General features: G+C 43.6%; 17 protein-coding genes and 1 tRNA gene. 6 read left to right on the forward strand and 12 right to left on the reverse strand.

What is annotated here, in order from left to right:
- Positions 1 to 4 precede the first annotated feature (4 nt).
- The 4 genes from KSX81_RS24190 to KSX81_RS24205 all read left to right on the forward strand — a co-directional run bounded on the left by KSX81_RS24190 (position 5) and on the right by KSX81_RS24205 (position 4,900).
- On the forward strand, positions 5 to 1,549 hold the full coding sequence (locus KSX81_RS24190; protein ID WP_052587803.1) for a 4Fe-4S binding protein: 1,545 nt from the start codon (positions 5 to 7) through the stop codon (positions 1,547 to 1,549).
- Between the two features lie 166 nt (positions 1,550 to 1,715).
- On the forward strand, positions 1,716 to 2,522 hold the full coding sequence (locus tag KSX81_RS24195; RefSeq protein ID WP_004295848.1) for a patatin-like phospholipase family protein: 807 nt from the start codon (positions 1,716 to 1,718) through the stop codon (positions 2,520 to 2,522).
- A 53-nt stretch (positions 2,523 to 2,575) separates the two neighbouring features.
- Positions 2,576 to 4,273, forward strand: coding sequence for an alpha-amylase family protein (locus tag KSX81_RS24200; RefSeq protein ID WP_052587817.1), 1,698 nt, complete (start codon positions 2,576 to 2,578; stop codon positions 4,271 to 4,273).
- A gap of 138 nt (positions 4,274 to 4,411) precedes the next feature.
- Positions 4,412 to 4,900, forward strand: a complete 489-nt coding sequence (locus KSX81_RS24205; protein WP_004295845.1) for a PepSY-like domain-containing protein — start codon at positions 4,412 to 4,414, stop codon at positions 4,898 to 4,900.
- 89 nt (positions 4,901 to 4,989) lie between these two features.
- On the opposite strand, the gene KSX81_RS24210 is transcribed toward KSX81_RS24205, so the two are convergent.
- From KSX81_RS24210 to KSX81_RS24235, 6 genes are all read right to left on the reverse strand, one after another.
- Positions 4,990 to 7,002, reverse strand: coding sequence for an alpha amylase C-terminal domain-containing protein (locus KSX81_RS24210; RefSeq protein ID WP_004295844.1), 2,013 nt, complete (start codon positions 7,000 to 7,002; stop codon positions 4,990 to 4,992).
- 18 nt (positions 7,003 to 7,020) lie between these two features.
- Entirely contained in the window at positions 7,021 to 7,467 is a 447-nt protein-coding gene (locus KSX81_RS24215) for a YhcH/YjgK/YiaL family protein (protein ID WP_004295843.1), read from the reverse strand.
- Positions 7,468 to 7,504: 37 nt separating this feature from the next.
- Complete coding sequence (locus KSX81_RS24220; RefSeq protein WP_217725559.1) at positions 7,505 to 8,179, reverse strand: DUF2461 domain-containing protein; 675 nt, start codon at positions 8,177 to 8,179, stop codon at positions 7,505 to 7,507.
- A 277-nt stretch (positions 8,180 to 8,456) separates the two neighbouring features.
- On the reverse strand, positions 8,457 to 9,053 hold the full coding sequence (locus KSX81_RS24225) for an aminotransferase class IV family protein (protein WP_004295841.1): 597 nt from the start codon (positions 9,051 to 9,053) through the stop codon (positions 8,457 to 8,459).
- Positions 9,037 to 10,044, reverse strand: a complete 1,008-nt coding sequence (locus tag KSX81_RS24230) for an aminodeoxychorismate synthase component I (protein WP_004308911.1) — start codon at positions 10,042 to 10,044, stop codon at positions 9,037 to 9,039. The genes KSX81_RS24225 and KSX81_RS24230 overlap by 17 nt, the downstream gene beginning before the upstream one ends.
- Before the next feature lie 129 nt (positions 10,045 to 10,173).
- Positions 10,174 to 10,908 (reverse strand): hypothetical protein, encoded by a 735-nt coding sequence (locus tag KSX81_RS24235; protein ID WP_004295839.1) that lies wholly within the window; start codon positions 10,906 to 10,908, stop codon positions 10,174 to 10,176.
- A gap of 286 nt (positions 10,909 to 11,194) precedes the next feature.
- Here KSX81_RS24235 and KSX81_RS24240 point away from each other — a divergent pair.
- Both KSX81_RS24240 and KSX81_RS24245 read left to right on the forward strand, forming a co-directional pair.
- A tRNA-Arg gene (locus tag KSX81_RS24240) sits at positions 11,195 to 11,268 on the forward strand.
- A gap of 158 nt (positions 11,269 to 11,426) precedes the next feature.
- Positions 11,427 to 12,572 carry a site-specific integrase gene (locus tag KSX81_RS24245; RefSeq protein WP_004303351.1) on the forward strand — a complete coding sequence of 382 codons (1,146 nt, stop codon included), beginning with the start codon at positions 11,427 to 11,429 and terminating at the stop codon, positions 12,570 to 12,572.
- 48 nt (positions 12,573 to 12,620) lie between these two features.
- Here the strand turns inward: KSX81_RS24245 and KSX81_RS24250 are convergent, their stop codons facing one another.
- The 6 genes from KSX81_RS24250 to KSX81_RS24275 form a co-directional block, all read right to left on the reverse strand.
- Positions 12,621 to 13,115, reverse strand: a complete 495-nt coding sequence (locus tag KSX81_RS24250; protein WP_007760657.1) for a hypothetical protein — start codon at positions 13,113 to 13,115, stop codon at positions 12,621 to 12,623.
- A gap of 1 nt (position 13,116) precedes the next feature.
- Positions 13,117 to 14,412 carry a reverse transcriptase domain-containing protein gene (locus KSX81_RS24255; RefSeq protein ID WP_008998345.1) on the reverse strand — a complete coding sequence of 432 codons (1,296 nt, stop codon included), beginning with the start codon at positions 14,410 to 14,412 and terminating at the stop codon, positions 13,117 to 13,119.
- Between the two features lie 433 nt (positions 14,413 to 14,845).
- Positions 14,846 to 21,634, reverse strand: a complete 6,789-nt coding sequence (locus tag KSX81_RS24260) for a CotH kinase family protein (protein ID WP_217725560.1) — start codon at positions 21,632 to 21,634, stop codon at positions 14,846 to 14,848.
- Positions 21,635 to 21,643: 9 nt separating this feature from the next.
- On the reverse strand, positions 21,644 to 22,801 hold the full coding sequence (locus tag KSX81_RS24265) for a hypothetical protein (RefSeq protein ID WP_008998347.1): 1,158 nt from the start codon (positions 22,799 to 22,801) through the stop codon (positions 21,644 to 21,646).
- Positions 22,798 to 23,010: a hypothetical protein gene (locus tag KSX81_RS24270; protein ID WP_008998348.1), complete on the reverse strand. Its 213-nt coding sequence runs from the start codon at positions 23,008 to 23,010 to the stop codon at positions 22,798 to 22,800. The genes KSX81_RS24265 and KSX81_RS24270 overlap by 4 nt, the downstream gene beginning before the upstream one ends.
- Before the next feature lie 43 nt (positions 23,011 to 23,053).
- On the reverse strand, positions 23,054 to 25,207 hold the full coding sequence (locus KSX81_RS24275) for a hypothetical protein (protein ID WP_008998349.1): 2,154 nt from the start codon (positions 25,205 to 25,207) through the stop codon (positions 23,054 to 23,056).
- Positions 25,208 to 25,216: the final 9 nt, after the last annotated feature.

The raw sequence follows: 25,216 nt of genomic DNA on the forward strand, positions 1-25,216 counted from the left end.
AACCATGTTAAGAAGGCTACGTATTGGAATCTCAGCACTTTTATTTGTGCTGATTTCTTTCTTTTTTCTCGATTTCGCAGAAATATTACCGAACAGTTTTCATCGGCTGGCACATTTGCAATTTATTCCAGCCATCTTTTCACTAAGTATAGGTATCTTATTATTTCTCATTGTGTTAACGCTTTTATTCGGGCGTGTATATTGTTCTACAATCTGCCCTATGGGTATCTTGCAGGATGTGATTGCACGAATTTCCAAAGCAACGGGAAAAAAGAAAAAAAGATATAGTTACAGTCCTGCAAAAAACAAATTGCGCTGGGGTGTGCTCGGACTGACAGTGGTCGGGTTTCTATGTGGATTTACATTTATTGTTGGTTTGCTCGATCCGTACAGTGCGTATGGACGTGTGGTAGTGCACATATTCAAACCTATCTATATGCTGGGGAATAATCTGCTGGAATCACTCTTTGCCAGATTTGACAATTATACATTTTATCAGGTAGACACCTCCATCTTGAGCATTTCTTCCCTTCTCATCGCTATTATTACTCTTGCAGTCATCTTTGTAATGGCATGGAAACATGGACGGACATGGTGCAATACGATTTGTCCCGTAGGAACAATATTGGGGTTATTGAGCCGATTTTCATTATTCAAAGTCCGTATTGATACTGCCAAATGTAATGGATGCGGGCTTTGTGCCACCAAATGCAAAGCAGCTTGCATCAATAGTAAAGAACACGCTATTGATTATAGTCGTTGTGTAGATTGTTTCAACTGTTTGGGAGTATGCAAACAAAAAGCATTAGTTTACGCCCCTTCTTTAAAAAAACAGTCTGATGTAGAAACTCCTGCACCATCATCACCGGATTTGGATTCATCCAAACGCCGTTTTTTGGTTGCCGGTCTTGTTACTGCCGGAGCAACCCCCAAACTCATCTCCCAAGCCAAGGAATCTGTAGCAAGCTTGGAAGGTAAGAAGGCATACAAAAAGGAAAATCCGATCACTCCTCCGGGGTCTATCAGTCGGGAACACTTCCAACAGCAATGCACATCCTGTCATCTTTGTGTCAGCAAATGCCCTTCTCATATCTTGAAACCGGCTTTTATGGAATATGGCTTGGCAGGCATGATGCAACCTACTGTTAGCTTTGAGAAAGGATTTTGTAACTTTGACTGTACTGTCTGTGGAGATGTCTGTCCCAATGGAGCAATTCTTCCCATAAATGTAGAGCAAAAACATCTTACACAAATGGGATATGTTGTTTTCATCGAGGAAAATTGCATTGTTTATACTGATGGAACCAGTTGCGGAGCCTGCTCCGAACACTGTCCCACACAAGCAGTAGCGATGGTGCCGTATAAGGACGGATTGACGATTCCTCATGTAAATAAAGAAATATGTGTAGGTTGTGGAGGATGTGAATATGTTTGCCCAGCCCGTCCATTCCGTGCCATCTATATCGAAGGAAATCCCGTACAAAAAGAAGCAAAACCATTCAAAGAAAGCGAAGAGCACAAAGTTGAGATAGACGATTTCGGATTCTGACCGGCATGGTGCCGGAGCAGAGTTTCCATCCGTGTTTTATGTTCTATGACGGTTTATTTCAAATGTGAACAAGACAGATGGTATGGATTTAAAAAAAACTATCCATTATATTCCTCCTACTTTCAATAAATTCACTAAATTCGTGGCGAACTAAAGAAAGCAATTCATGGAGGTATTCACAAATAACTGGAATAGCCGGAAATATCAGATTGGCTATGCACTAAGCGGAGGATTTATTAAAGGATTTGCCCATTTGGGAGTCATGCAAGCTCTTTTGGAACATGATATTAAACCGGAAATCATCTCTGGAGTAAGTGCAGGGGCACTTGCAGGTGTCTTTTACGCGGACGGCAACGAGCCGCACAAAGTACTTGATTATTTCTCCGGACATAAATTCCAGGATTTAACCAAACTGGTGATTCCCAAGAAGGGACTATTTGACCTCTGTGAATTTATTGATTTTCTCCGGACTAACTTAAAAGCAAAAAATCTGGAAGAGCTACAACTTCCCCTGATTATCACAGCAACTGACCTCGATCACGGTCGCATGGTTCACTTTCATCGGGGAAGCATAGCGGAACGGGTCGCCGCTTCCTGCTGTATGCCTGTCATGTTTTCTCCGGTCAACATAGACGGCACTAACTATGTGGATGGAGGATTGATGATGAATCTTCCGGTCTCTACCCTGCGCAGGGTTTGCAATAAAGTGGTAGCTGTCAACGTAAGTCCCATCATGGCACAGGATTACAAAATGAATATTGTAAGCATTGCTATGCGCTCATTCCATTTCATGTTCCGCGCCAATACCTTTCCCGAAAGAGAAAAATGCGATTTATTAATCGAACCATACAACCTATACGGGTACAGTAACACCGAACTGGAAAAAGCTGAAGAAATCTTCGGGCAAGGCTATAATACAGCTAACGAAGTACTTAGTCAACTGTTGGAAGAAAAGGGGAAAATATGGAAATAATCTCCTATCCATCAGAAACAAGAATGAATACGAATATTAATAATCTACTCTATATGAATGACGAAAATAAAATAATTATCTACCAAGTATTCACCCGCCTGTTTGGAAATAACAACAACCACTGTGTCTACAATGGAGACATTGCCACCAATGGTTGCGGGAAAATGGCTGATTTCACGCTCAAAGCACTTGGTGAAATCAAGAAATTAGGTGCTACACATATATGGTATACAGGCATCATCGAGCATGCCACTCAAACGGACTATCGCCGTTATAATATCAGTCCGGATCATCCTGCTATTGTGAAAGGAAAAGCTGGTTCTCCGTATGCTATCAAGGATTATTATGATGTAGATCCTGACTTGGCTAACGACGTGCAAGGACGTATGAAAGAATTTGAGAATCTGGTACATCGCACACATCGCACAGGTCTGAAAGTAATTATTGATTTTGTACCTAATCACGTAGCACGCCAATATCACTCGGATGCACAACCGGACGGTACGACCGAATTGGGAGCTAACGATGACTCCAGCCAATCTTTCAGCCCATATAATAATTTCTATTATATTCCGCAAGCGGAACTCCATGCCCAGTTCGACATGAAAGACGGTGCAGCAGAGCCTTACCGGGAATTCCCGGCGAAAGCTACCGGTAACAATCGTTTTGATGCTACTCCCAATATCACCGACTGGTATGAAACAGTGAAATTAAACTATGGAGTGGATTATCAGAATGGAGGTACCTGCCACTTTTCCCCGACTCCGGATACTTGGATAAAGATGCTGGACATTCTTCTTTTCTGGGCATCAAAAGACATTGACGGTTTCCGCTGCGACATGGCCGAAATGGTTCCTGTTGAATTCTGGGAATGGGCTATTCCTCAAGTAAAAGAGGCTTATCCTGAAATACTTTTCATCGCAGAGGTTTACAATCCAGGTGAATACCGTAGCTATCTGTTCCGTGGCAAGTTTGATTACTTGTATGATAAGGTAGGCCTGTATGACACGTTACGTAATGTAGCTTGTGGATATGAATCTGCATCCGCTATCACTCATTGCTGGCAAAGCCTGAATGGAATAGAGAAAAAGATGCTCAACTTCCTGGAGAACCACGACGAGCAACGTATCGCTTCTGATTTCTTTGCCGGAAACCCGCGTAAAGGAATTCCCGCACTGATCGTTTCCGCCTGTATGAACACTAATCCTATGATGATCTACTTCGGTCAGGAGTTTGGAGAACTGGGCATGGATAGTGAAGGATTCAGCGGAAGGGACGGACGAACTACCATATTCGATTATTGGAGTGTAGACACCATACGACGCTGGCGCAACGGAGGTAAATTTGACGGGAAGATGCTTACTGAAGAACATAAACACCTCTACTCTGTCTACCAAAAAGTACTGACGATTTGTAACGAAGAGCAGGCAATCAGCAAGGGAGTATTTTTTGACTTAATGTATGCCAATATAAACGGATGGCGTTTCAATGAGCATAAACAATATACCTTTATGCGAAAATATAAAAATGAGATTCTGTTTTTCGTTATTAATTTCGACAGTCAACTGGTAGATGTTGCCGTCAATGTACCTTCGCATGCTTTCGACTTTTTACAGATTCCTCAAATGGAGTCTTATCAGGCCACTGATTTGATGACGGGCGCTAAAGAAGAAATCAGCCTATTACCTTATAAACCCACGGATGTTTCAGTCGGAGGTTATAACGGAAAGATTCTAAAGATTACTTTTTAAGTAAAAAGCCTAAGATCTGTATACTCTTCATCCCTCGGCCACTTATGAATGACCGGGGGATTATTTTATGCACATCACTCAAACAAATATTCTCAAAGGCTGTTTAGGTAGATAAATAATCCTCTAAACTCAAAGCTTATGAAGAAATTTATGATTTGTGCAATCGCATTGTTTCTGCTATTATCTACATCTGTCTTTGGAGATACCCCTCCCGGCAATGTACAGTCAACTTTCAAGAAAATGTATCCTAAAGCAAATGGCGTCGCCTGGTCACAAGACGATGGATATTATTGTGCCAACTTTGCAATGAACGGATTTACTAAAAATGTGTGGTTCAACGTCCGGGGACAATGGGTGATGACACTGACTGATCTTGTCAGTCTCGACCGACTGACCCCAACAGTCTATAATGCCTTTGTATCCGGGCCATACGCAAATTGGGTGGTAGATAATGTGACAATGGTGGAGTTTCCCAAATGGCAGGCTATTATAGTAATTAAGGTAGGGCAAGATAATGTCGACATCAAATATCAGTTATTCTATACTCCACAAGGGATATTGCTCAAAACGCGCAATGTTAGTGATATGTATGATATTCTCGGGCCAAGTACCTTTCTGGCAAACTAGGAACTGAATCATAGAATAGGGTAATAAACCAAAAAGCCCCCACAAATATTATTGAATATCTGCGGGGGCTTATTGGTTTAAAGATAAAATTATTTTTTCTTTCTAAGTACTACGGCAGTACGGGCAGGAATATAGAGTTTCAGCCACTCTTTCTTTTCCTTCTTGTACAGCGGATCGGTAATAGTGAAGTGCACGACAGAGTCGTCTGTCAAACCATTTCCTCCAAATGCTACATCGTCAGTGTTCAGTATCACTTCATAAGCTCCCGGAGTTACCAGGAATCCATAATCAGTGAATGACTGCTTCGGATTAAAGTTAAAGACAAATATAAGGTCTTTCCGTTCGTATGCCAGTACCTGATCGCCATCATTATGCCATATTTCCTGAACTGGTGTTGCCTGGAAATCTTTCACACTCTTGAGAACTTTCAGCATTTCTTTATCAAAATCACCCATATAGTGATAGGTCAGATTTTTGTTGTCCACCAAATCCCATTGGCGGCGGGCATATTTGCACGACCATCCGTTACCTTCACGTGGGAAGTCAATCCATTCGGGATGCCCGAATTCATTTCCCATAAAGTTCAGATAACCTCCGTTGATAGTCGAAGAGGTCAGCAAGCGGATCATTTTATGCAAAGCAATACCACGGTTGACAACATAATTTTCGTCTCCCTTCTGCATGTGCCAGTACATATCGGCATCAATCAGGCGGAAGATAATCGTCTTGTCTCCTACCAATGCCTGGTCATGACTTTCTGCATACGAAATGGTCTTTTCATCCTGGCGACGGTTGGTTACTTCCCAGAACATACTGGAAGGTTTCCAGTCTTCATCGATCTTTTCTTTGATTGTCTTGATCCAGTAGTCCGGAATATTCATGGCCATACGATAATCGAAGCCGTAACCGCCATCTTCTACTTTGGCAGCCAGTCCCGGCATACCGGAAACTTCTTCGGCAATGGTTATCGCCTTCGGATTTACCTGATGAATCACTTCATTAGCCAGTGTCAGGTAACAAATTGCATTATCATCCTGATGACCGTTGAAATAATCTCCGTAGTTACAGAAAGCTTCACCCAGTCCATGGCTGTAATATAACATAGAAGTTACTCCATCAAAACGGAATCCGTCAAATTTATATTCTTCCAGCCAGTACTTGCAGTTTGACAATAGGAAGTGGATCACTTCGTTCTTGCCATAATCGAAGCAGAGAGAGTCCCAAGCGGGATGTTCGCGACGAGCGCCCGGATAAAAATATTGATTCGGATCACCGGCAAAGTTTCCTAGTCCTTCTACTTCATTCTTCACTGCATGTGAATGAACGATGTCCATAATCACAGCAATACCCATCTCATGAGCAGCATCAATCAGTGCTTTTAATTCATCGGGAGTACCAAAACGCGAAGAGGCAGCAAAGAAACTGGATACATGATAGCCGAAGCTTCCATAATATGGATGTTCCTGAATAGCCATAATCTGGATACAATTATATCCTTCTTCAGCAATACGAGGAAGGATTTTCTCGCGGAATTCATTATATGTGCCCACTTTTTCCTCCTGCTGTGCCATTCCGATATGACATTCATAAATCAACAGTGGATTCGTGTCAGGCTTAAATGTTTTCTTCTTGAATTTATAGGGTTTCTCCGGAGCCCAGACTTGTGCACTGAATATTTTGGTCTGTTCATCCTGTACCACACGTGTAGCCCATGCAGGAATACGTTCGCCTTGTCCGCCTTCCCAATATACATTCAGTTTATAAAGGTCGCCATGATGAATGGCATCCGCCGGGAGGTTGATTTCCCAATTGCCATTCTCTTGCTTTTTCAGCTTGTAGGCGGCTTTTTCCTCCCAATTATTAAATGTACCCACCATATAAATATGAGTAGCATTAGGAGCCCATTCACGGAAAGTCCACCCCTTATCGGTGCGATGCAATCCAAAATAAAGATACCCTGATGCAAAATCTGAAAGGGTTTGTTTTCCCTTATTCGTCAATTCAGCTTCTTTGTCTAATACATGCTGATGGCGTCCGGTGATAGCACCGGCAAAAGGCTCCAGCCAGGGATCGTTTTTTACGAGATTAAGTGTCTTTTCCATATCAGAATTGAATTAGGATTATGCTTTTACTTTTACGATTACTTTCTTCACACCATCTGGAGTGATACCGGGAGCATGACCGTCTTGTGGGAAAAAGATAGCAAACATTCCCGGTTTTACGGCAACGTATGTTTCTGCTAATCCTTCGAAGAAAGTAATATCTTTTTCCGCGTTATAAGGTGCATCTGCCGGAACACAGTCTTTAGCAGCAGTATACCCCATTATTTCTGTTCCCGACAATGGGATTTGAATATCTATAAATTCGTTATGAGTTTCCAGTTTGGCTTCCTCTTTTGTTTTAGGTTTGGTTTGTGCAATATTCACCAACAGATCTTTTCCTTTCAATTCTGTCTTACCAACTTCCATGGCTTGGAGGTCATGAGACTTCAAGAATTCAATAGCTTGTGCAAACAGAGGGTTTAAAGACGCATATTTCTCCAGATTTTCTAAAGTATCTACTACCATATAAGTTAAATTTTAAAGTTTATATTCTAGGCATTATTTATTCAAAATCATCAATCGTATAGTTTATAAAATCGGCAAACCGTTTGAATTGCCGGAACACTTTGTCGATCTGTTCCAACATATCCGGTCGGGTGAAGAAGTTATCGGGAACATTATAAGAGCAAACGTATTCTTTACATTTCAAATAATCAATGTACTTGAAATCTTTCGGAAAACCTTTCGGAGCTGTTTTCAGAAAATCCTCCCCTATCACCGGAAAGTATTTCTTAAACTCCGGATCTTCTACGATCGCAACAAACTCTTCGATATTATCATAGATAGATTGTCTCACGGCTTTCAGGATATTGGTAGGCAGACACAGGCTTCCTCCGGCAAGCATAGAACCATCCGGCTGCAAGTGTACATAATATCCACAATGATCAGACTTCTTTCCTTTGGCATTGATATAACCTCCGAAATGTATTTTATAAGGTGTTTTATCCGCAGAGAAGCGGGTATCCCGGTAAATGCGATAAGTACAGTCTTTGAGCTGAATCCCCCGGATAGTTTCATCAAACAGGGAAATACGGGCAATCACTGTTGCCAAGAAGTTGTCGAACTCGGCACGGGCTGTTTCATATTCTGCCTTATGCTCATTAAACCACTCACGATTATTATTCGCGGAAAGATCTTTTAAAAACTGAAAGATAACGGGTATGTTCATCTTTATCATTTTCTATTATTACTCTACAAACGTACAAATTTTATTTCATATAAACTACAAAAGGGGGTAAAAGGACATAAAAAAAGCATCGGCCTGGTAAAACCGATGCTCTAACACATTTATCAAAAAAACAGACTCTTCTGTCTCTGACGTACTTTAGCTTTCACAAGTGAAGTACAATCTCTTTAATTAATCTTATATCTAATACTATGAAAAACACATAAATATAACAGTACAAAAGAGACTTTTGTTCAGCAGTTCTCTGTATATTTCAGTTAATTATAGTTTATAGAATTAAATGTTTCTCATTTATAGGCAATATAATGCGTTTCCAGTCAATCATTGCGTTGAATAACATGATATGGGAATAGTCTTTCAGACATATTTGCGGAATGTCTTTCTCAACAATGAGCTGCCTGTCCAGAAATTCGCTTCGTTTCGTCCCACGGAGTAACGGATGAGCCGGTGTGAACCAGGTATGTCCGTCATAGAGAGCAACATTAGCTATAGAGGTATCTGTCAGATAGCCATTTCTCACAATTAAAATATCATCCGCCATTCCTCTTTGAGCGTACAAGGCATTCAGTTCTTCCCGATACGCACTTTTATAAGTATAATCAATGGTATCAGACACAACCAAATGCAAAGAAGATACCTGTCGCATCTGATAGGGCGCATACGTAACTTCTTCCACTTCTTTTCCATATACAATCCGGCATTTATGAATTCCATTTAAAGTTGGCGGAGATATAAATTCCCGTAAATCCAGCGGAGTGCTGTCTTTCCAAAAAGCTGCACGGGTTTTATTAAAGCGTTCTGTGTGATAATCAAGATTATAAATCTGTCCATCCTCTATCCGGATAGTCTCAATAAATGGGTACATATACTTTTTGTTTCATTTCATTATACTCGCTTTCCACATCACTCTGGCAGGTGATCCCACCTCCACTTTTAAAATACATCTTCTCTCCTTCCTGTTCTACAAATCGTATCATAACGGCACTATCTAAATCAATGCCATCAGAATATCCCATAACTCCCGTATAAAATCCTCTGTCGTAGGTTTCAGCTTCCTGAATAATCTGCATCGTTTTTCTCTTTGGAGCACCGGTAATAGAACCGGCTGGTAATAGCCTGAAAATAATATCTCCCAAATGCTCCTGATAATTTTCAGGCAATATACCCTGAATTTCAGAACTCGTCTGGAAAATGACTCCCCGATTAGTCTGTAACCTGTCCATATACCGATACCGGGAAACTGACACCCGGTTGGCAACCATACTTAAATCATTACGAATCAGATCTACAATGGTAGCATGTTCGGCAGTCTCTTTCGGATCATTCATCAATAATTGAGCAGCAGAGGGAATTGAAGCATCAATGGTTCCCTTCATCGGATATGAGCTAATTTTTCCTTGATGAATTCTAACAAATATTTCAGGAGAGAAAACCGTAAAACGATCTTTAATCCACAGCTTATAAATCGCTTTTGAATGAAAATAAATATCTTTCAGAGTGAGATTGGTTTCTACCGGAGTGCGACACGTCAAATTCGTAAGGAAACTATTTCCTGCCAGGATGTTCCGTCGCACGATATTAAACGAACGTTGATAAGAAGAGAAAGATTCTGCGAAAGGCTGCCAATGTAGTGAAGGCACTGTTTTTGCGGAGTAAGTAGCTATATCATCTTCAGCCGATATAATCTGATTGGTAAATCCATTCAAATTATACAAAACTTCAGCGGAATCAACAGCGGCAACCTCCTCTATATAAGATACATCTTGTAGATAATTTATAATGAAAATGAAAGGACGGTGGAGTTGTCCCAACTGGTTCATTCGTTTAATAGCCTGTTCCTTATTATATAAGTGCATATAAAATACTTCTACGTTTAGGGAAGGCAAATGTACACAAAAAGTATAGATTAGAAAAAGATAGCAATAAAAAAGGGTTGTCCGACGTGTCATATCGGCAACCCTTTATCATTTATAAAATTGGTCAAATTACTTCATAACAGCTTTCACTTGAGGAAGCATCTTCTTCACATTTTCATTTTCCGGAGAGATCTTAGCAGCTTCTTCCAGATAGTCTAATGCTTCTTTAAATCTACCATCAGCTTTTTCTTTTTCTGCAGCATATTTATCTGCATCAGAATTTGCCAAAGGAGCAGCTTTCTTCAGGATATTAGCGCCATCATTATAGCACAGAACTCCTAAACTGTACAATGCATTTGTTTTATATTGCTTGTGATCCAAAGGAATTACTTTCTTAAAACAATCTTCAGCTTCTTCTGCTTTTCCTGCTTTCTGTGCTGCAAGTCCTGCTTTTAGATAATGAAGACCATAATTCTTCACCATTGTCTTATTCTTAGGATCGACTTTCAGCCCTTCTTCTAATGTAGCTACATATTCAGCAGTCTTCTTTTGTGCATCTAAAGCCAAAGCTTTACGAGCATACGCATTTCCTATATTAAATTTTTTCTGAATAGCAATATCGAAAAAGGTCACGGCTTCCGCATACTTTTTCACTTCGTCTGCTGCTATACCACAATAGTAAGCTGTTGCAGAATCCTGATTATTAGTCTGTTTCAGATATTCGCTGAACTTCGCATACGCTACTGGATAATTTTTAGCATTAAATGCATCATTTCCTTCTTTTTTCAATTGCTCTGGGGCGGTTTGTGCAAAAACATTAGTCACTACAATACAAAATGCAAATAAAAAAATCAATTTCTTCATAACTTTATGTGTTTTTTAGTTGTTTATCGTTCAAAAGTAGAAGTTATAATAGAAAAACACAACCGTATTTTATTTTTTTGACCTTTTTGAAACCTATATAACGTTCGTTATTCTTCGTAAAAATGACGTTTTCCTATTCATTCCTCCCCAATCATATAAGTAAACAAAATATTTCTCTTTTATAAATTACTGATTCATAGCCATAAAGAAAAATATGAATAAAAAAGTGCCGGAAAGTTTTTGAGTTTTCATAAAAAGCACTACCTTTGCATCCGCAAATAAGGCTGGTTCCGTAGCTCAGCTGGATAGAGCAACGCCCTTCTAAGGCGTGGGTCCTGCGTTCGAATCGCAGCGGAATCACTATTAACATCCGGTAACAGTTAAATGTTATCGGATTTTTCTTTTAAATAGCTGATATTAAACGTTTTACTTTCGCCCCGTTTAACTTTTAATAACTTGCCTGTGTAGGCATATTTGTAGGCATATCCCCTCTACAGGCATAAAATAGGCATATAAAAATGACGGCAATAAGAGTTGTAAGACAAGGCAAAAAAGGCAAAACCGACCGGCTCCCCCTGTATGTGGAATTTTATATCAACCGCGAGAAAATAAGGATCGCGGTAAGGTTAAGTGTCACGTCCAAAGAATGGGACGAGCAAAACGAAGTGATAAAAGGCCGGGACAAAGAGAGTAAAGACAAAAATTTAATCATCTCAAACATCCGGTCACGTGTAAGCGACATATTTGTTCGTGCCCGTCTTAAAAATGAGACGCTGACAAAAGAAAGTTTCTTCCGCCAGTACAACAATCCTTCGGATTTTGGTACTTTCTTTGATTTTGCACGGGTTTACCTCAAACAAATTAGCAAAACAATTTCTTTCGGTACCTGGAAACATCACGTTTCTATCATCAAGAAACTGGAAACATTCGCCCCCGGCCTTGTATTTTCAGAGATTACCCATGAATTTCTCCTGTCTTTCTTTGCATATCTTCGCAAAATAGGTAACATGGATTCTACGGCATGGCGTAACATGGCTACTATCAAAATATATGTAGGTGCCGCCATACGCGGCGGTTATATGGACCAGGACCCGTTCGCGGCCATAAAGATACGTCGCCCCAAAAGTGAAGTTATATACCTGACGGAAGAAGAACTCCTCCGTCTGACCGCCTTGTACCGGTCCGGCCGCCTGGAAGAATGTACCCAGAACGTACTCCGTTTTTTTCTGTTTCTTTGTTTTACTTCTTTGCATATAGGCGATGCAAAAGCATTGCAGATAAACCAGTTCATAGGGAATGAACTACACTACACACGAGGTAAGACCAAAATACCGGTAACTGTACCCTTATCGGACCCGGCACGTTATATTTATGAATATTACCGGGCCGGACGTACAAAAGGTAACTTGTTTATGAACCTTCCCACGGATCAGGATATAAACCGGGTATTGAAAACAATAGCCGGTAAAGTAGGAATAACAAAGGATATCAGTTCAAAGACCGGGCGGCATACATTCGCTACCTTGTATTATAAGAAAACACATGATATCGTAACGCTATCCCACCTTTTGGGACATAGTTCTATAACTATGACAATGGTTTACGCACATGCTCTGGAAGATGAACGCGAAGCGGGAATACACGCCTTTGATGATATGTTATAACTAAAAGAGTGAAGGGGAAACGTGTTTCCCGCTTCCCCCTTCGCTTTTCTACTCCAACGTATAAACGCTCCAGTCTATCGCCTTTTTAAGTGCCCAGCCTTCCTTTTGTGTCTCCTGTATATGTTTCACGGCACCGGTGTAAAACTCTTGTAGTTGCTGCATACTTGCAAACTCGTAAAACGTCGGGTTGTCTTCTTCCCCGAGCTTGAAAGTAACAGGAAGGTTTTCCCCGCCTGTCTGCAAGGCAAGATCGTACGCCGTCTTATAATTCATCTGGTTCTCCATGGAAAGCCAGACTTTCAGGCCGTTCCATACGTACCCGCTTTCGATCGTGTCGGTTATCTTCCGGTTATACCATTCATTAATAACCGCCTTGATTTCTGCCAGTGCGGGTAGATGATCGAACGTCTCTTCCATGTAACTACGTTGCACTCCTTCGGGTGTCTCTGTTTCCTGGTAATCCCACGTAATACGCCAGATTCCCCGGCGGCGGTTGGTGCATCTTACCGGTTCCGCCTTGCTGTCTGCATAAATCCGTATCATTTCAAGTAAAATGTATAATTATCAATCCTTTTTCACTTACTTCACCTTCGCAATGTGCTTCAAAAGGCAGTTCTCCGTCTCTTGCCGCTGATTCACAAATGAAAAGGGTTTCCTCCAGGCTGGTAAAATACTTTCTCTCCTTGCCGTCGAGTTCCAGCTTTATAACAGTCCGGTTTCCGTTTTTCGTCGGAACGTCCTTTTCATAATCAAGTACGATCACATCCTTGTTCATCAGTTCGGGCGACTTGATCCTTGCCCCGGTAAATCGTTTCCGTCCGTCTTTAGGCTTGTACTTGTAGCCCAGATCTTTTAATTTTTTCATTTTCTTTCCTGTTAGTTTATAAAATAAGTTCTTGCAATCGGCATGTTTTGTAAGCCCGTAAAATGAGGCGGTTAACTCCTGCCTGCGTTTCTTGCTTTTAATCTTGTGCATCTTGCGGGCGAACTTCTGTTTGTTACGCTTCCTTAACCGTACATGATCCGGGCGGGTTACATATCCCAGAAAGTCGATACCTTCGGTGATCGGGAAAACGGTATCATTGCTTTTAATCTCCAGGCGGGCTTTCCGGGTCTGTTCATGAATGATATCCCTAACCTTCCAAAGGTATTTCTTACTACCGGAAAGCACCAGACCATCGTCACAATACCGGTAATAATATGCTACCGCCTCCTGATCCTTTAACCGGTGATCCAGGTAAATGGATAGAAGCAAATTACAAAGCCCCTGTGATGATCTTAGCCCGATACTTACGCCTTTAGGCATCATGCGGATGCACTCTTCCAGGATTCCGATCAATATTTTATCCTTGAACATCCTTTTCACTGCATCCAGCAAAACGTCCTGGTCTACGCTCTCATAGAATTTCGTTATATCGAACTGGTACCCGAACAGGGTTCCTTCGGGATCATCCTTTATATCTTTAACGATATACTGTAAAAGGTCATGCGTTCCCCTGTTTTTAATGGATGCGGAAGTAGTCCGGATAAAACGTACTTTCAAATGCCGGTCCACCACATTCATAACAGCGTTAAGAACGATCCTGTCCTCCAGGGAAACCGATTGTACGATCCTTACTTTCGGCCCGTCGTCTACGGTCATTTCCCGATATCCTCCGAGCTTGAACCGCCCGCTCCTGATCCGCTGCCTGATCCTCTCTACCGCCTTCGGGACATCCGCCAGTATTCGACGCCCGGCAAAGCTGCGCTTTCGTCTTCTTTTGCGCAATACCGTTTTTATGGCGTCCTCTATATTGGCGTCCTCGACAATCTCTTCTATAATATTATCTTCTCTCCACATGATAATTAAATCAGCCTTCAATTCCCCGGGCCGGGCTTCTTCGAAAAAACTTCCTACCAAACCCCATTGCCCTGCGCTTTATTTTTCCCCTTTCCAACCGTAAACGGCTGCTGTTGGCGAGGCTCATTCCTCTTGGCTCCACGCCGGGAACACGTTCCCACTGTTGTACGCCAATTTTTAAGGCTTATGCGCTTTTTCTTTATTCTAATTGTTTGCAAGCCGAACACCGATGTTCGCATTCGTGTTCGATGAATCGTTATTCGCGTTCGCATACGAAACACCGCCTAACGCGTTCGCGTTGTTGTTCGACCGATACACCACACGAGTGTATATGAGGAAATCCGCCTTTGTACTTTTCGGAAGTACCGGCGCCCGTCTTACTTTCCGGACGCCCGCGCTACCCGCACAACGTTTTACGTTGCTGTTTTTTCTCTTAATCTGCCTGATTTATGGCTTTAAAGGCCGCGACGCTGCCCGCCCAGCGTATTATGCCCCTGAAGGCAAGCCGAACACCGATGCTCGCATACGTGTACGATGAATCGTTATTCGCGTACGCATACGAAACACCGCCCAACGCGTACGCGTTGTAGCTCGACCGATACACCACACGAGAAAGACCGGTACCCACATAGAACCTATCGAACCAATGTGAGGAAGTGGAACCGCCTTCTTTAGCTGCAATCAAATCCATATACCGGCCCCAAACCATGTGGGTAGGATAAATATCCGCGTTATAAACAGTAATTCCCTGTACAATGCGTTCCGTTCCGTCCGGCATGGTAATAAACCACCTTCCGTCCGCCGCCGTCTTGTTTACTGTGACATACTGCAACCATTCCGCCTTGTTTCCCTGGAAATTTTCATATCCCAGTACATTGACGGACTGATAATTTACACCGTCCCGGTAAGCACCTTCCGCCTGTGGATTGGAACCGCCTTTTTCCTTATAATAAGAAACCGTATCACGCATCCCCAGTGCATTTGTAAGGCCCGTCACTTTCTGGTAATTACTTGTTCCATATCCGCAAACTCCCTGCGAATCGGTATTACCGTATTTAAAGAAATGCAGATTACCCACATCCTTGTGCATCTCCCAGTCGAACAGCTGGAAACCCTTGCCCCTGTTCTGGGCGTATTTGATTGCCTGGCTCTGTGAAATGGTTCCTACACTTGAAACACCACTGACAGAACGCAATACATCATCAATCAAGTAAGCTTCATAAGCACCTCCCAGGCATTCCGTATGTTCTACCCAGTCCGGCTCGATCGCTTCCACACTTTCCGACGTTGTGAGTAAAACGAAATCGAAGGCCGCCGAATTAAGGAAAGTAAAGGCCAGTTTCGTAGCTCCTACAGGAACGGCACAAAACAGGTACATACCATTGATAAAACCGTTCGCATTTGAAACGCTGATCCGACTTACTATTTTCCCAGCATCATCTACAAATACAGCCCCGTAAAGAGTAGAAGCAAAACCGGGAAAACGAACCTGCTTGTAATTCCGGACGTCCACCAGGGCGAACGATCCGGATTCGTATTCATTCTTCGCCTCTTCAATGGTCGTGTAATCCGTATTCTTACGAATCCCAATCCCTTCCGTTACGTCCAGTTTCTCACGGGTAAATCTTACACTGGTGTACCCTGCCGCTGCCGGCGCATCCTCATTGCTTGAAATAAAACCGTAAAGACACTGATTCAGCACGTCCGTTACTCCCTTGTACCAGTAATGAGGCTCATATACGTAAACTTCACCTTCCGATCCGGTTAATACTGCATCCGTGGCGTTCTCCACGCTGTCACTATCCCCGTATTTATTCCGGTTCTCATCATGAAGCGGATAACAGGTCATTTCACCCTCCGCCGTCTTTTTAGCCAGAATACAACGTCTTTTCGACAACACTTCCAATATATGGGAAGACGGGGTAAATTCAGTATTATAGTCATATCCGGTAGAGTTATCCAGATTCGTAATCTTTTCCCCGTCTCCTACCGTCTGATCTATTTTTATGCCGACAAACTGCGGCTGAATGATATTCAGTTCCGGGAAATGTGCACAAGTGGCGGCGTACTCTTCATCCGACATGGACTGGGTGAGCCGGTACGTACCTACCAGGCGGCACGTCTGCACGTTTCCCCCGTCTTCATCAACGCCGCCCATTGTCATAAGCCTGCGAAGCAAATTACCGTTCCCGTCCATATCTATACCGGTAATTCGTAGATAGCTGGTCGCACTGCATTGCTGTAACAACGTGTTCCAGTCGATCAGGCTACAGTTATCAATCACAAGGCGCGTGATATTTGCCGTACCTTCCAGCTGCAGCCCTGCATTGGTTAGTTTGCTCAGGTATCGGAGTTCGAGCGTCTGTAAAGTTCCGGGAAGGACGCAAACGGCCAGAGGCGCACCGCCGGCGAATGTCACACCGGTAAGGGATGTATCACCGGCCAGAAAGGTTTCAAGTTTGGTATTGCTTGAAAGGTCCATACCGGTAAAGGAAGAGGATTTAAGCCCGGAAATGTCGAGTTTTCGAAGGTTACGGCAATTACCCACCAGAAGGGCGTTAAGTGTCATCTGTCCGGCCTCACAGCTAACATTCAGTTCACGCAAGGCCGTACAGTTGTTCAGGTTCAACGTGCCGACAATGGCGTGGCTTACATCCGTCAGATCAAGCCCGCGAATACGGCTTGCACCGTAGAAATATTGCGGATCGTTTACTATTAAATCCGTGTCCATTGTCAGTTCCACCACAGCCCCGGCCGTTTCTGCAAGTACCGCACTTTGGTGCGGTGTTCCGGACGTGTAACCGTACCCGTAATAGTACCGTTCGGAGGCCGTAATCCGAATTTTCCGGTTATCGCTGCCGAACTTGTACCCGAAATAAGCCGCAAAGCTGTCACGACGGTAAGTACCGGCTACATACTGACTATCCAAAAGGGCGAAACGGTTCTGAATGGTATAAGTACGGTGCGCATAACGGCTTCCCTGCAAGGCATACAGATAATTATAATAACTGGTTCCGCTGCTGGTTGTCACCCCCTCGGTAAGCGGAAGGATATATTTATATTCCGAATCCTTGTTATAAATCCGCTCGCACCAGTTACCCATTTGTTCCTCGTTAAATACTTGCAGGACATATTCAAGGCTCATATTACTACGCAAGGTTTCCGCCACTTCCCGCAATTTGTCCGGACAAGACCGTACCAGTTCCCATAAAACGGAATCATGACCGGCAAAAGCATAACTACCGATACTATCGTCAAAACTTTCGTGGGTAATGGTATATTCGTATTTCAATACCGAATCATTACGCACACCGAACAATGTGTCCATATCGTAAGGAAGGAAATACCAGATCAGAGAATCCCAAGTCGCCAGCATCATGTTTTTTGCCCGGTTATCCACGGCCATAAAATAATCGGTAATCAGATACCATGCAAACGGGCTGTCATTACCGAAATACTGGTTATATTCCGCCAGGAACTTGGCGGGATCATCCTTACATGAATCGATCCAGTTCCAAAGCCTTGTAACTGCCGCCTTGTCGTCCTCGTGTGCATCCGCCCAGGTAGTATCTGCCTTGAAACGAAATTCCAGCGCATCATCAAAAGAAGACATATCGGTAGTCCCGAACAAGCAAAGGGCCTCGGAGTTATTCAAGAACTCCAGGCAGATACATTTGTTACGCTGCCCGTTCAGGGCCGCTTCGTCGTTGAATCCTTCAATTCCTTCAAAACCGTAAATAATCGCACTTTCCGACTTCTCATTATTGAAATTGTATTTTCCCAGATAAGTATTCGCACCGGTGCCGTCGTTGTCATAAAACAGGTCCATAGGGAAACCGTCTACGCCTATACGTACGTCATATTCCCCCTTATATGCAGCCTGCGGCGGTGTCAGCCACCTGCACTTCTTCCAAACGTCGTTCACAATACGCACCGCACCGGTATTATGTGTACCGGAAGAATCGGAAAAGTCCGCTTTCAAACAGAATATACTGATCGGCCGTGCTCCCGGTTTGAAACTGTATTCAAGAGACGGCACATCCACGCCGTTAACTTCCAGCGTGGTACCGTATTTTTCCAGGCGCAAGAAATAAAGACGGTAATTCTTACGCGGATAAGTGGTGGATGATGTACCCTGTATTCTTAGACCGATATTCCTTGCTACAAAATCATACTCCTTACCGTACGGGCTATAAAAATAGATATCGACCGGTACCTCGAATTTCTTGTTATTGGTGGCGTTGACAAGGTTCACATCGCCGACAATTCGCATAACCGCCTTTCCCTGGGCGCGTAACTTGTCTATGTCGATATCCGTACCGTTGTCCCCCGTAACATCGTTTTTTTCAAATAACAGGACCATTTCGTCCGACGTAGTACGGTCTACCATGTAATTATTTAATTCTTCATCATCCGTAAGCGCACGGTTATAAATACGGAAATTCCTGATCTCCACATCCGCCGTATCACTGAACAAACGGATGTTTACCGGTTCCGCCTGCAGTAGTCCTTCGGTAGACCCATACTGCACAGCCCCGCAACGGATTCCGTTTACATAAAGTTCCAGCAACCGTTTGCCAGCCTTGGACCCGACAATAAAGGCTATTTTCAGGTTCATATCACTTGCAAACTTTGTACTTACTTCCGTACCGCCGGAAACACGCATAAGGGCCTGCTCCGTTGTCATCTGGAAACCGATATCGCCGGCCATACAGTCCAGTATCACTCCCTGCCGGTCCGTTACCGATGAACAAAGAATTTCCATTTCATAGGTAGCCCCGGTAGTGGTCGCATCTGTGGAGAACGGCTGGTACCCGATTTCAATCTTCGCGCCTCCCGTAAGTTTCAGGGCGTCACCCGTCCAGCCGTTGCTGTTCCAGTCGAAACCTGCAAACGTTGTATGTATGTCGCCATAATCCCAGGCTCCCGGATCGGATTCACTGTTACTCCGCCCGGCTGCTGAAAGTTTCAGTACAAGCCCGGCGGTAGTTTCCTGCAAGTCGATCCCGCTTTCCGTCACGTCGATATAAAACGGGTATTCCGTGGCTCCCGTCTTAAATTTCATATTGATTTCACCCTGCTGGGTAAAACGGTTGGTATATGTTTGCGTAGTACGCGCCACACTGACAGACTGCGTTTTCACCCCGTCCCGGTAAACGTCCACTTTGGCCGGCGTCGCGGCGGGATCATAAGCCACAAAGTCAAATTTTACCTGTTCGTACTGCCCCGCTTCCAGGCGCGGAACAAGATGATCCTCCGTAAAAATACGACCGTCCGGAAAACTTATCATCGTGCCGATGAACGGTGCCGATCCTCCGGATTTCAGGATATCAATGTAGATACTTTCGGATTTTAACACAAGATCGGCGGAAGCCTCCATTTCGGCAACCATTTGAACGGTATTCCGACCGGTTACAAGCGAAGAAGGGGACAAACTGAAACTGCCGTTTGTCGTTCCCGATCTTGTAATGGTGTGCGCGTTCTGTTGCTGGCCGTTCAGATAAAGCGTGACGACCTTTGTTCCGGAACCGTTGACGGCATAAGGAATATTAATCGTATCGGCCAGCGTATAACCGCCAGCGGCTATGGCCCCGGCCAGATTATAAGAGCTGGTAAGGGAAAGGCTGACAACCTTTACGGATGTAAATGCCTGTCGGGTTTGTTTCTTGCCGGTAGTCGGATCGGTAGTGGTTGCCACTACATAAATATCCGTGTTTCCCACAAGCAAGTAACTTGAAAGGTCCAGTTCGTAACTACCTTTAGAAACATCGCTGACTGTTTGGGAATACATGGTAGTTGTTCCACGCCTGATCGTAACGGTTATATCTGCCTTTTGCCCGGTGGATTCCCCTTTTTCGTCCCCCGTGGTGTACTGGTGATCGTACGTATAAGTAAGACGGGCGTTTCCGCCTTCCTTGATTATGGTGTTATCTACAGCCGCATTTAATACAATTTTAGTAGCCACCGTTTCGCCGGAACCTCCACCGGAACCGGCCGGGATATCTACAGCGGTAATTTCCGCACCGCTTTTATTCTGGAAAGACAGACGGACGGATGTTTCATCCTCGCTTACCTCCGCATTTACATTGAACAACGTGGAAGCGTCCACCTCGTTAAAACGGGCGGTTACAACCTTGTTTTCTACCGGATTGGTGGAATCTAAGGACAAAGTTTCGTCCACTTCCAGGATATCCACGTTTACATTCACATTACCGGCCGCGTCCGGCGTCTGCTTCTCGCCGTTTACCGTTACACTCTTTACCGTTCCTTTGCCGCCGAACTCTTCCCAGCTCGCCTCCTGATCCCAGACAGCCGGATCGGTTCCGGTAAATTGCCACGTCTCCCATTTACCGAGCGATGTTTCAAAGGTGATAACACGCCCCCGGTCGCGCCACTTGTCCGGTACCGCGGCAATGGCGGAAGCAAGAGTATAGAAACCTTCCGTTAGTGGCATGTTACCGGTTACGTTATAAGTATTCCCGCCGGCCGAACCGCCGCTGCCGAAATCCTCCCACTTTTCGACATTTTCAAAATCCGCGTCCGGATTACCTCTAAATTGCTTCGTCACCCAGCCGTCGGCAGTAAGGAACGAAAGGATCACGCCGTTTTTCCGGACATTGTTAATCTTATCCGCCGTTTTCAATGCTGTAAACACTCCCGACAGGTCACTATAGACGGTACCGGCGTTCAAAAAGTTGTTCACGTTGGTAAAGGTTGAAACCTGGAGTCCGGCCGTCTGCTGCAACTCCTGTTTTATTTTGTCACGGTCTACCTGCAACGTGCTTATGTCCTCGGAACAACTGGAAATATCCTGGGATAAACTTTTCAGCTTTCCCCAAAGAGAACCGTCTTCGCTCTGTGAACCGTCTTCGCTGCCAATACGGGCGTTAATATCAGCCAGCAATGCGGCAAGCGAATCACTATCTTTAAGCCCGTTCAGAAAATTAAGAATTTCGTTAAAGTTGTCGATTGCCTGGGAGGCATTATTACCGACAAGCCGGTCGATACGTAAAGATACGGCGTCTATAGCCTTCTGTAATGCAGCATCGGCGGCAATGCGTGCGGCTTCCTCTTCCAGGACTTCCTCACCCTGGGAAACCTTTTTCAGGTTTACGTTTAAAAAGTCAAGAACCGCCGCCACCATTTGGTTAGTAACGCTTCCCGCGTCTTCCGCGGTTTCAATGACTATAATAAGATCATCGATATACTCCTGTGTTGCCATATAGATACATTAATTAAATTGTTTGCTGAACTCTTTGGAATGAACGCCCGGTTTCCGGTAGCCGCTTTCCGTAATTTCTCCGGTCCAGTTGGACTCCTTCTCGGCAAACGTGAGCTTTAACGTCACGTTCTGCGGCGCGTCAGGGCGGACACGATAAGAAAACTCTTCCGCCGAAGGAATTACCTTGATCTCTTCCTGACCGTAACCAGACAGGTAGACATTATCAGAGGAAAGCAGATCAAGAAGAAAGCGTATTTCTTGCGGGCGTTTGAATCCCGTCTTAATCGTTACGGCTTCCTGTATCTCCGTACGTATGCGATCCGAATAATAATCATCGGTAATTTCATCGTAACGCCGGAAAACAGCGTCTTCGTCTTCATCCATGCCGGGAGTTACGCTCGCCTCGCCTTCCAGAGAAAACACTTCGTAAGTCCCGTAACTGTTCAGGAACCGGAGCCGGTAATGCTCGCGAACCGTCGGGCTTTGCTCGATCCCGATCCGGAGAGCGAACGTATCACCGCTATACACGTCAAAAAGGTTGGCCAGTACCCCGTAATCGGTAAAGAATTTAAGTCTTACGGCTTCCAGGTTCAAGGCATATAAACTCCCCGTCGTGCCTGGTACTGCAAGGCTTTGACCGGTAAGAAGTTCCGTTATTTTCAGTTCGTGTCCCGGATAGATGAAACAGAGCGGGTAAAGTTCCGTCTCGCGCATCGTTATACGCCAGTCGTTACTCCGGGTGGTAAAGAAGAAATTACAAGATTCATTCAGGAACTTCAAAGAAAATATATCAGTCCCCATATTTCGAAGACGTCTAAACTCCTTCTTGGAAATCCCCCCTTTCCAGGCTGTAAAAGACAGGTTATCCTCTTCTTCTCCCTCATTTACCACATGTATAGTTACTTCGGCCGACAAACCGGAAACGGCAAGTAGATGCTCCGTATTATCCGATAAAATCCGTGCGTCTGTTATTCCGGTTTCGACAATCTCGGCTATATTAACACGAAATTCCCCGATTCCGTTTCCTTTGAAAACTTCCTCATTATTCATTCTGATGCTGTATGTTGCCATAGAACTGGATGATACAGACAGAAAAATAGGATTACGCGTAAAAGCATTTCCCGTAGGATATATGTTCACCTTTAAAGCTTCGTCGCTGGCACTCATTGTATTGCTATTTTGGTTACGATAAAACTGCCTGTTAACTCATGCTGCATCTCCAGAGAGGATATAAAGCGGTCCCTGGCAGCCGAAGGATTTACCATAAACTTATAAAAGTCCGTAAGCCGGCCCGTATGGTTCTCCTTCCAGAAATTATAAAGCTCCGTTACCTGGGTGGTGCACGGGGCAAGTACGATGTTATTCTGCTTTTCCATGGTGCAAAAGTTGGATTTATCAAAGGAAGAATAAAGGACGGGATTAACCGGAATAGACAATAGAAACAAAAGTATCTGTATATTCAAATTCGGATTCATACGTAACATCCCGATATGTACCGGGAGTAAAACTTCCAGGCTCGTAGTAGATACTTATTATTGCTGTCGCTTTACATTTATAGTTCCTTTGTAATGTAATTCCCGCTTCCTGGGGATAGTTTTCAACCAAGTATTTATCATCATTACGAGTTGTATATCCGTCAAGCGAGTAAGTTATTGATTTCATTTCGTTCACAGCGGTCGGCCTTTTGTTCCATTCATCCCTCGCCTGTTGTAAAATCCTGTTCCTTTCATTTTCTTTGGCAGTTTCTATATTTGAACTTATAAATTCCCACGTAAAAAGCCTGGAACCAAAAACGGGTGTTTCCTGTTCCTTATCCAAATCGTACGGACCAATCAACCGGAGTGTTCTTAATGTCAGATCAACGGGTACAATCTTATTTGCCGGAAGAGAATAAGAAAGCCCGTCAAAAAGTAAATATTGTCCTCGAAGTATTACCGGTGTTAAGATATCCATACCCGTAAGCCGGTGAACCGGTAACAAAACGTTTGCCTCTATCTTATTGAATGAATGTCTTAATATAGCGTCGTATTTCTTCCAGAAGTTAAAAAACAGGCCATTATCATATTGAAAAAATAGCGACATTGTATGCTTGCTTCCGTCTCTTAATATAACCTCTTCGGCGTCAGAGGTGTAAGGTAACACAGAACCGAAAGGATATTTACTATTTTGGGAAGACGTAAACGCAAACACGAAGGATAACGGTGTTTCCACCTTCTCCGAGTCTTCATCGTTATTATTAGAGGAAGTTTTAAGATACGTGTAACGGTGCACGTAATCAGCAAGATATTGAGGGGAAAGAATATCATTCGGGGCAAAATCCATTGGAACGCATTCGTCGTCGCTGGTTAATTCGTTATCTTCGATATTGTCGGTTTTCCGATCCCAGGAAAAGAAACTCGATGAAGAATAAGTAAGGCGGTTATTATCTTCATCCCATTTAAACCACCGTCCTGTTGTTTCCTCATAATTTAGATGTATCACCCTTTTAGATACATCAACTTTAGTTAACCTTGCGACTTTCTGATCTTTCAAGTAATCTTCAAGTCTTTCAACAGAGGGGGCCGCACCGGTAAAGGAAGTTCTGGCCGATAACTTCATTTGCCGGGCCGTTTCGTAAGTTATTAAAGGTTCGTCCGTCAGGCTACGGGACAAATCAATGTCCGGAACATCATCCACAATATCCCGGATCAGTCTTAACGTGGCTGTTTTCGTATCGGAAGAAACATTATAAACCAGTCCGAAACGCACATGCAAGGCGTTTAAAAAGTCCTCTACTGTGCAATCCGGCATCAAATCAGCGTAAGAAAGCTTTCCTTTAACACAACAGTCGGCCGCATTATTCAATATTACCAGGTTAGAAAGTTCCTTGTTCGTCTTAAAAGGATTTTCGGTTATAGTATATCCAAATTCGGAAAAAACAAGTTCCAGCACACGCCATACATATAAAAAGGCCGTTACGCCGTAACCTTCCGGAAGTGTTACGGCAGTCGGAGTACCATTTACTAAAAAAGTTTCTGTTCTTGCTTGATAACGTAAACGATAAACTTTACTTCCTTCTGATACAGGTGTGATATAGTTCAAGTATTTAGGGTAAAACTGATTATCTTTCGAATCGTTACCGGTCATAATCTGAAATACGGCATAATCAGTCTGATAACCTCCTAAAACCTGTTGCAAATGTGCGCAAAGAGAATTAACGCTGCTATACTCCTTCACCGGTAATGTAATAGCATTTAATTTTTTTGCTTTCCATGCGCTGTAGGCTTCCGAATTGTCAAAGCCGATGTTAAGGGTAATACCTTCTTTTTTACCGGCGGAAACAATATTTATCTTTCCAGTACGTTTATATGCTCCGTCCAATATCGTACATGCCTGATCTTCATTCATCGGCTTTATACCCATGTCGAGACGGTGAGCAAAACCGGTTATTTTAGCATTGTTGCCGGTACATGGAACCGTAACCGGTACGGTTTGCGATCCCCGGTCGTTCATGACAGGGGATTTTTCATCAATCTGTACGGTAAAGTCACCCCCTAAATCCAGATAACCTTTGTTCGTCTTTATCTTTAGCATAATGATTAC

Origin of the sequence: Bacteroides sp. MSK.18.37 (assembly GCF_019129155.2) — a bacterium.
In the GTDB taxonomy this organism is placed as follows: Bacteria; Bacteroidota; Bacteroidia; order Bacteroidales; family Bacteroidaceae; genus Bacteroides; species Bacteroides ovatus.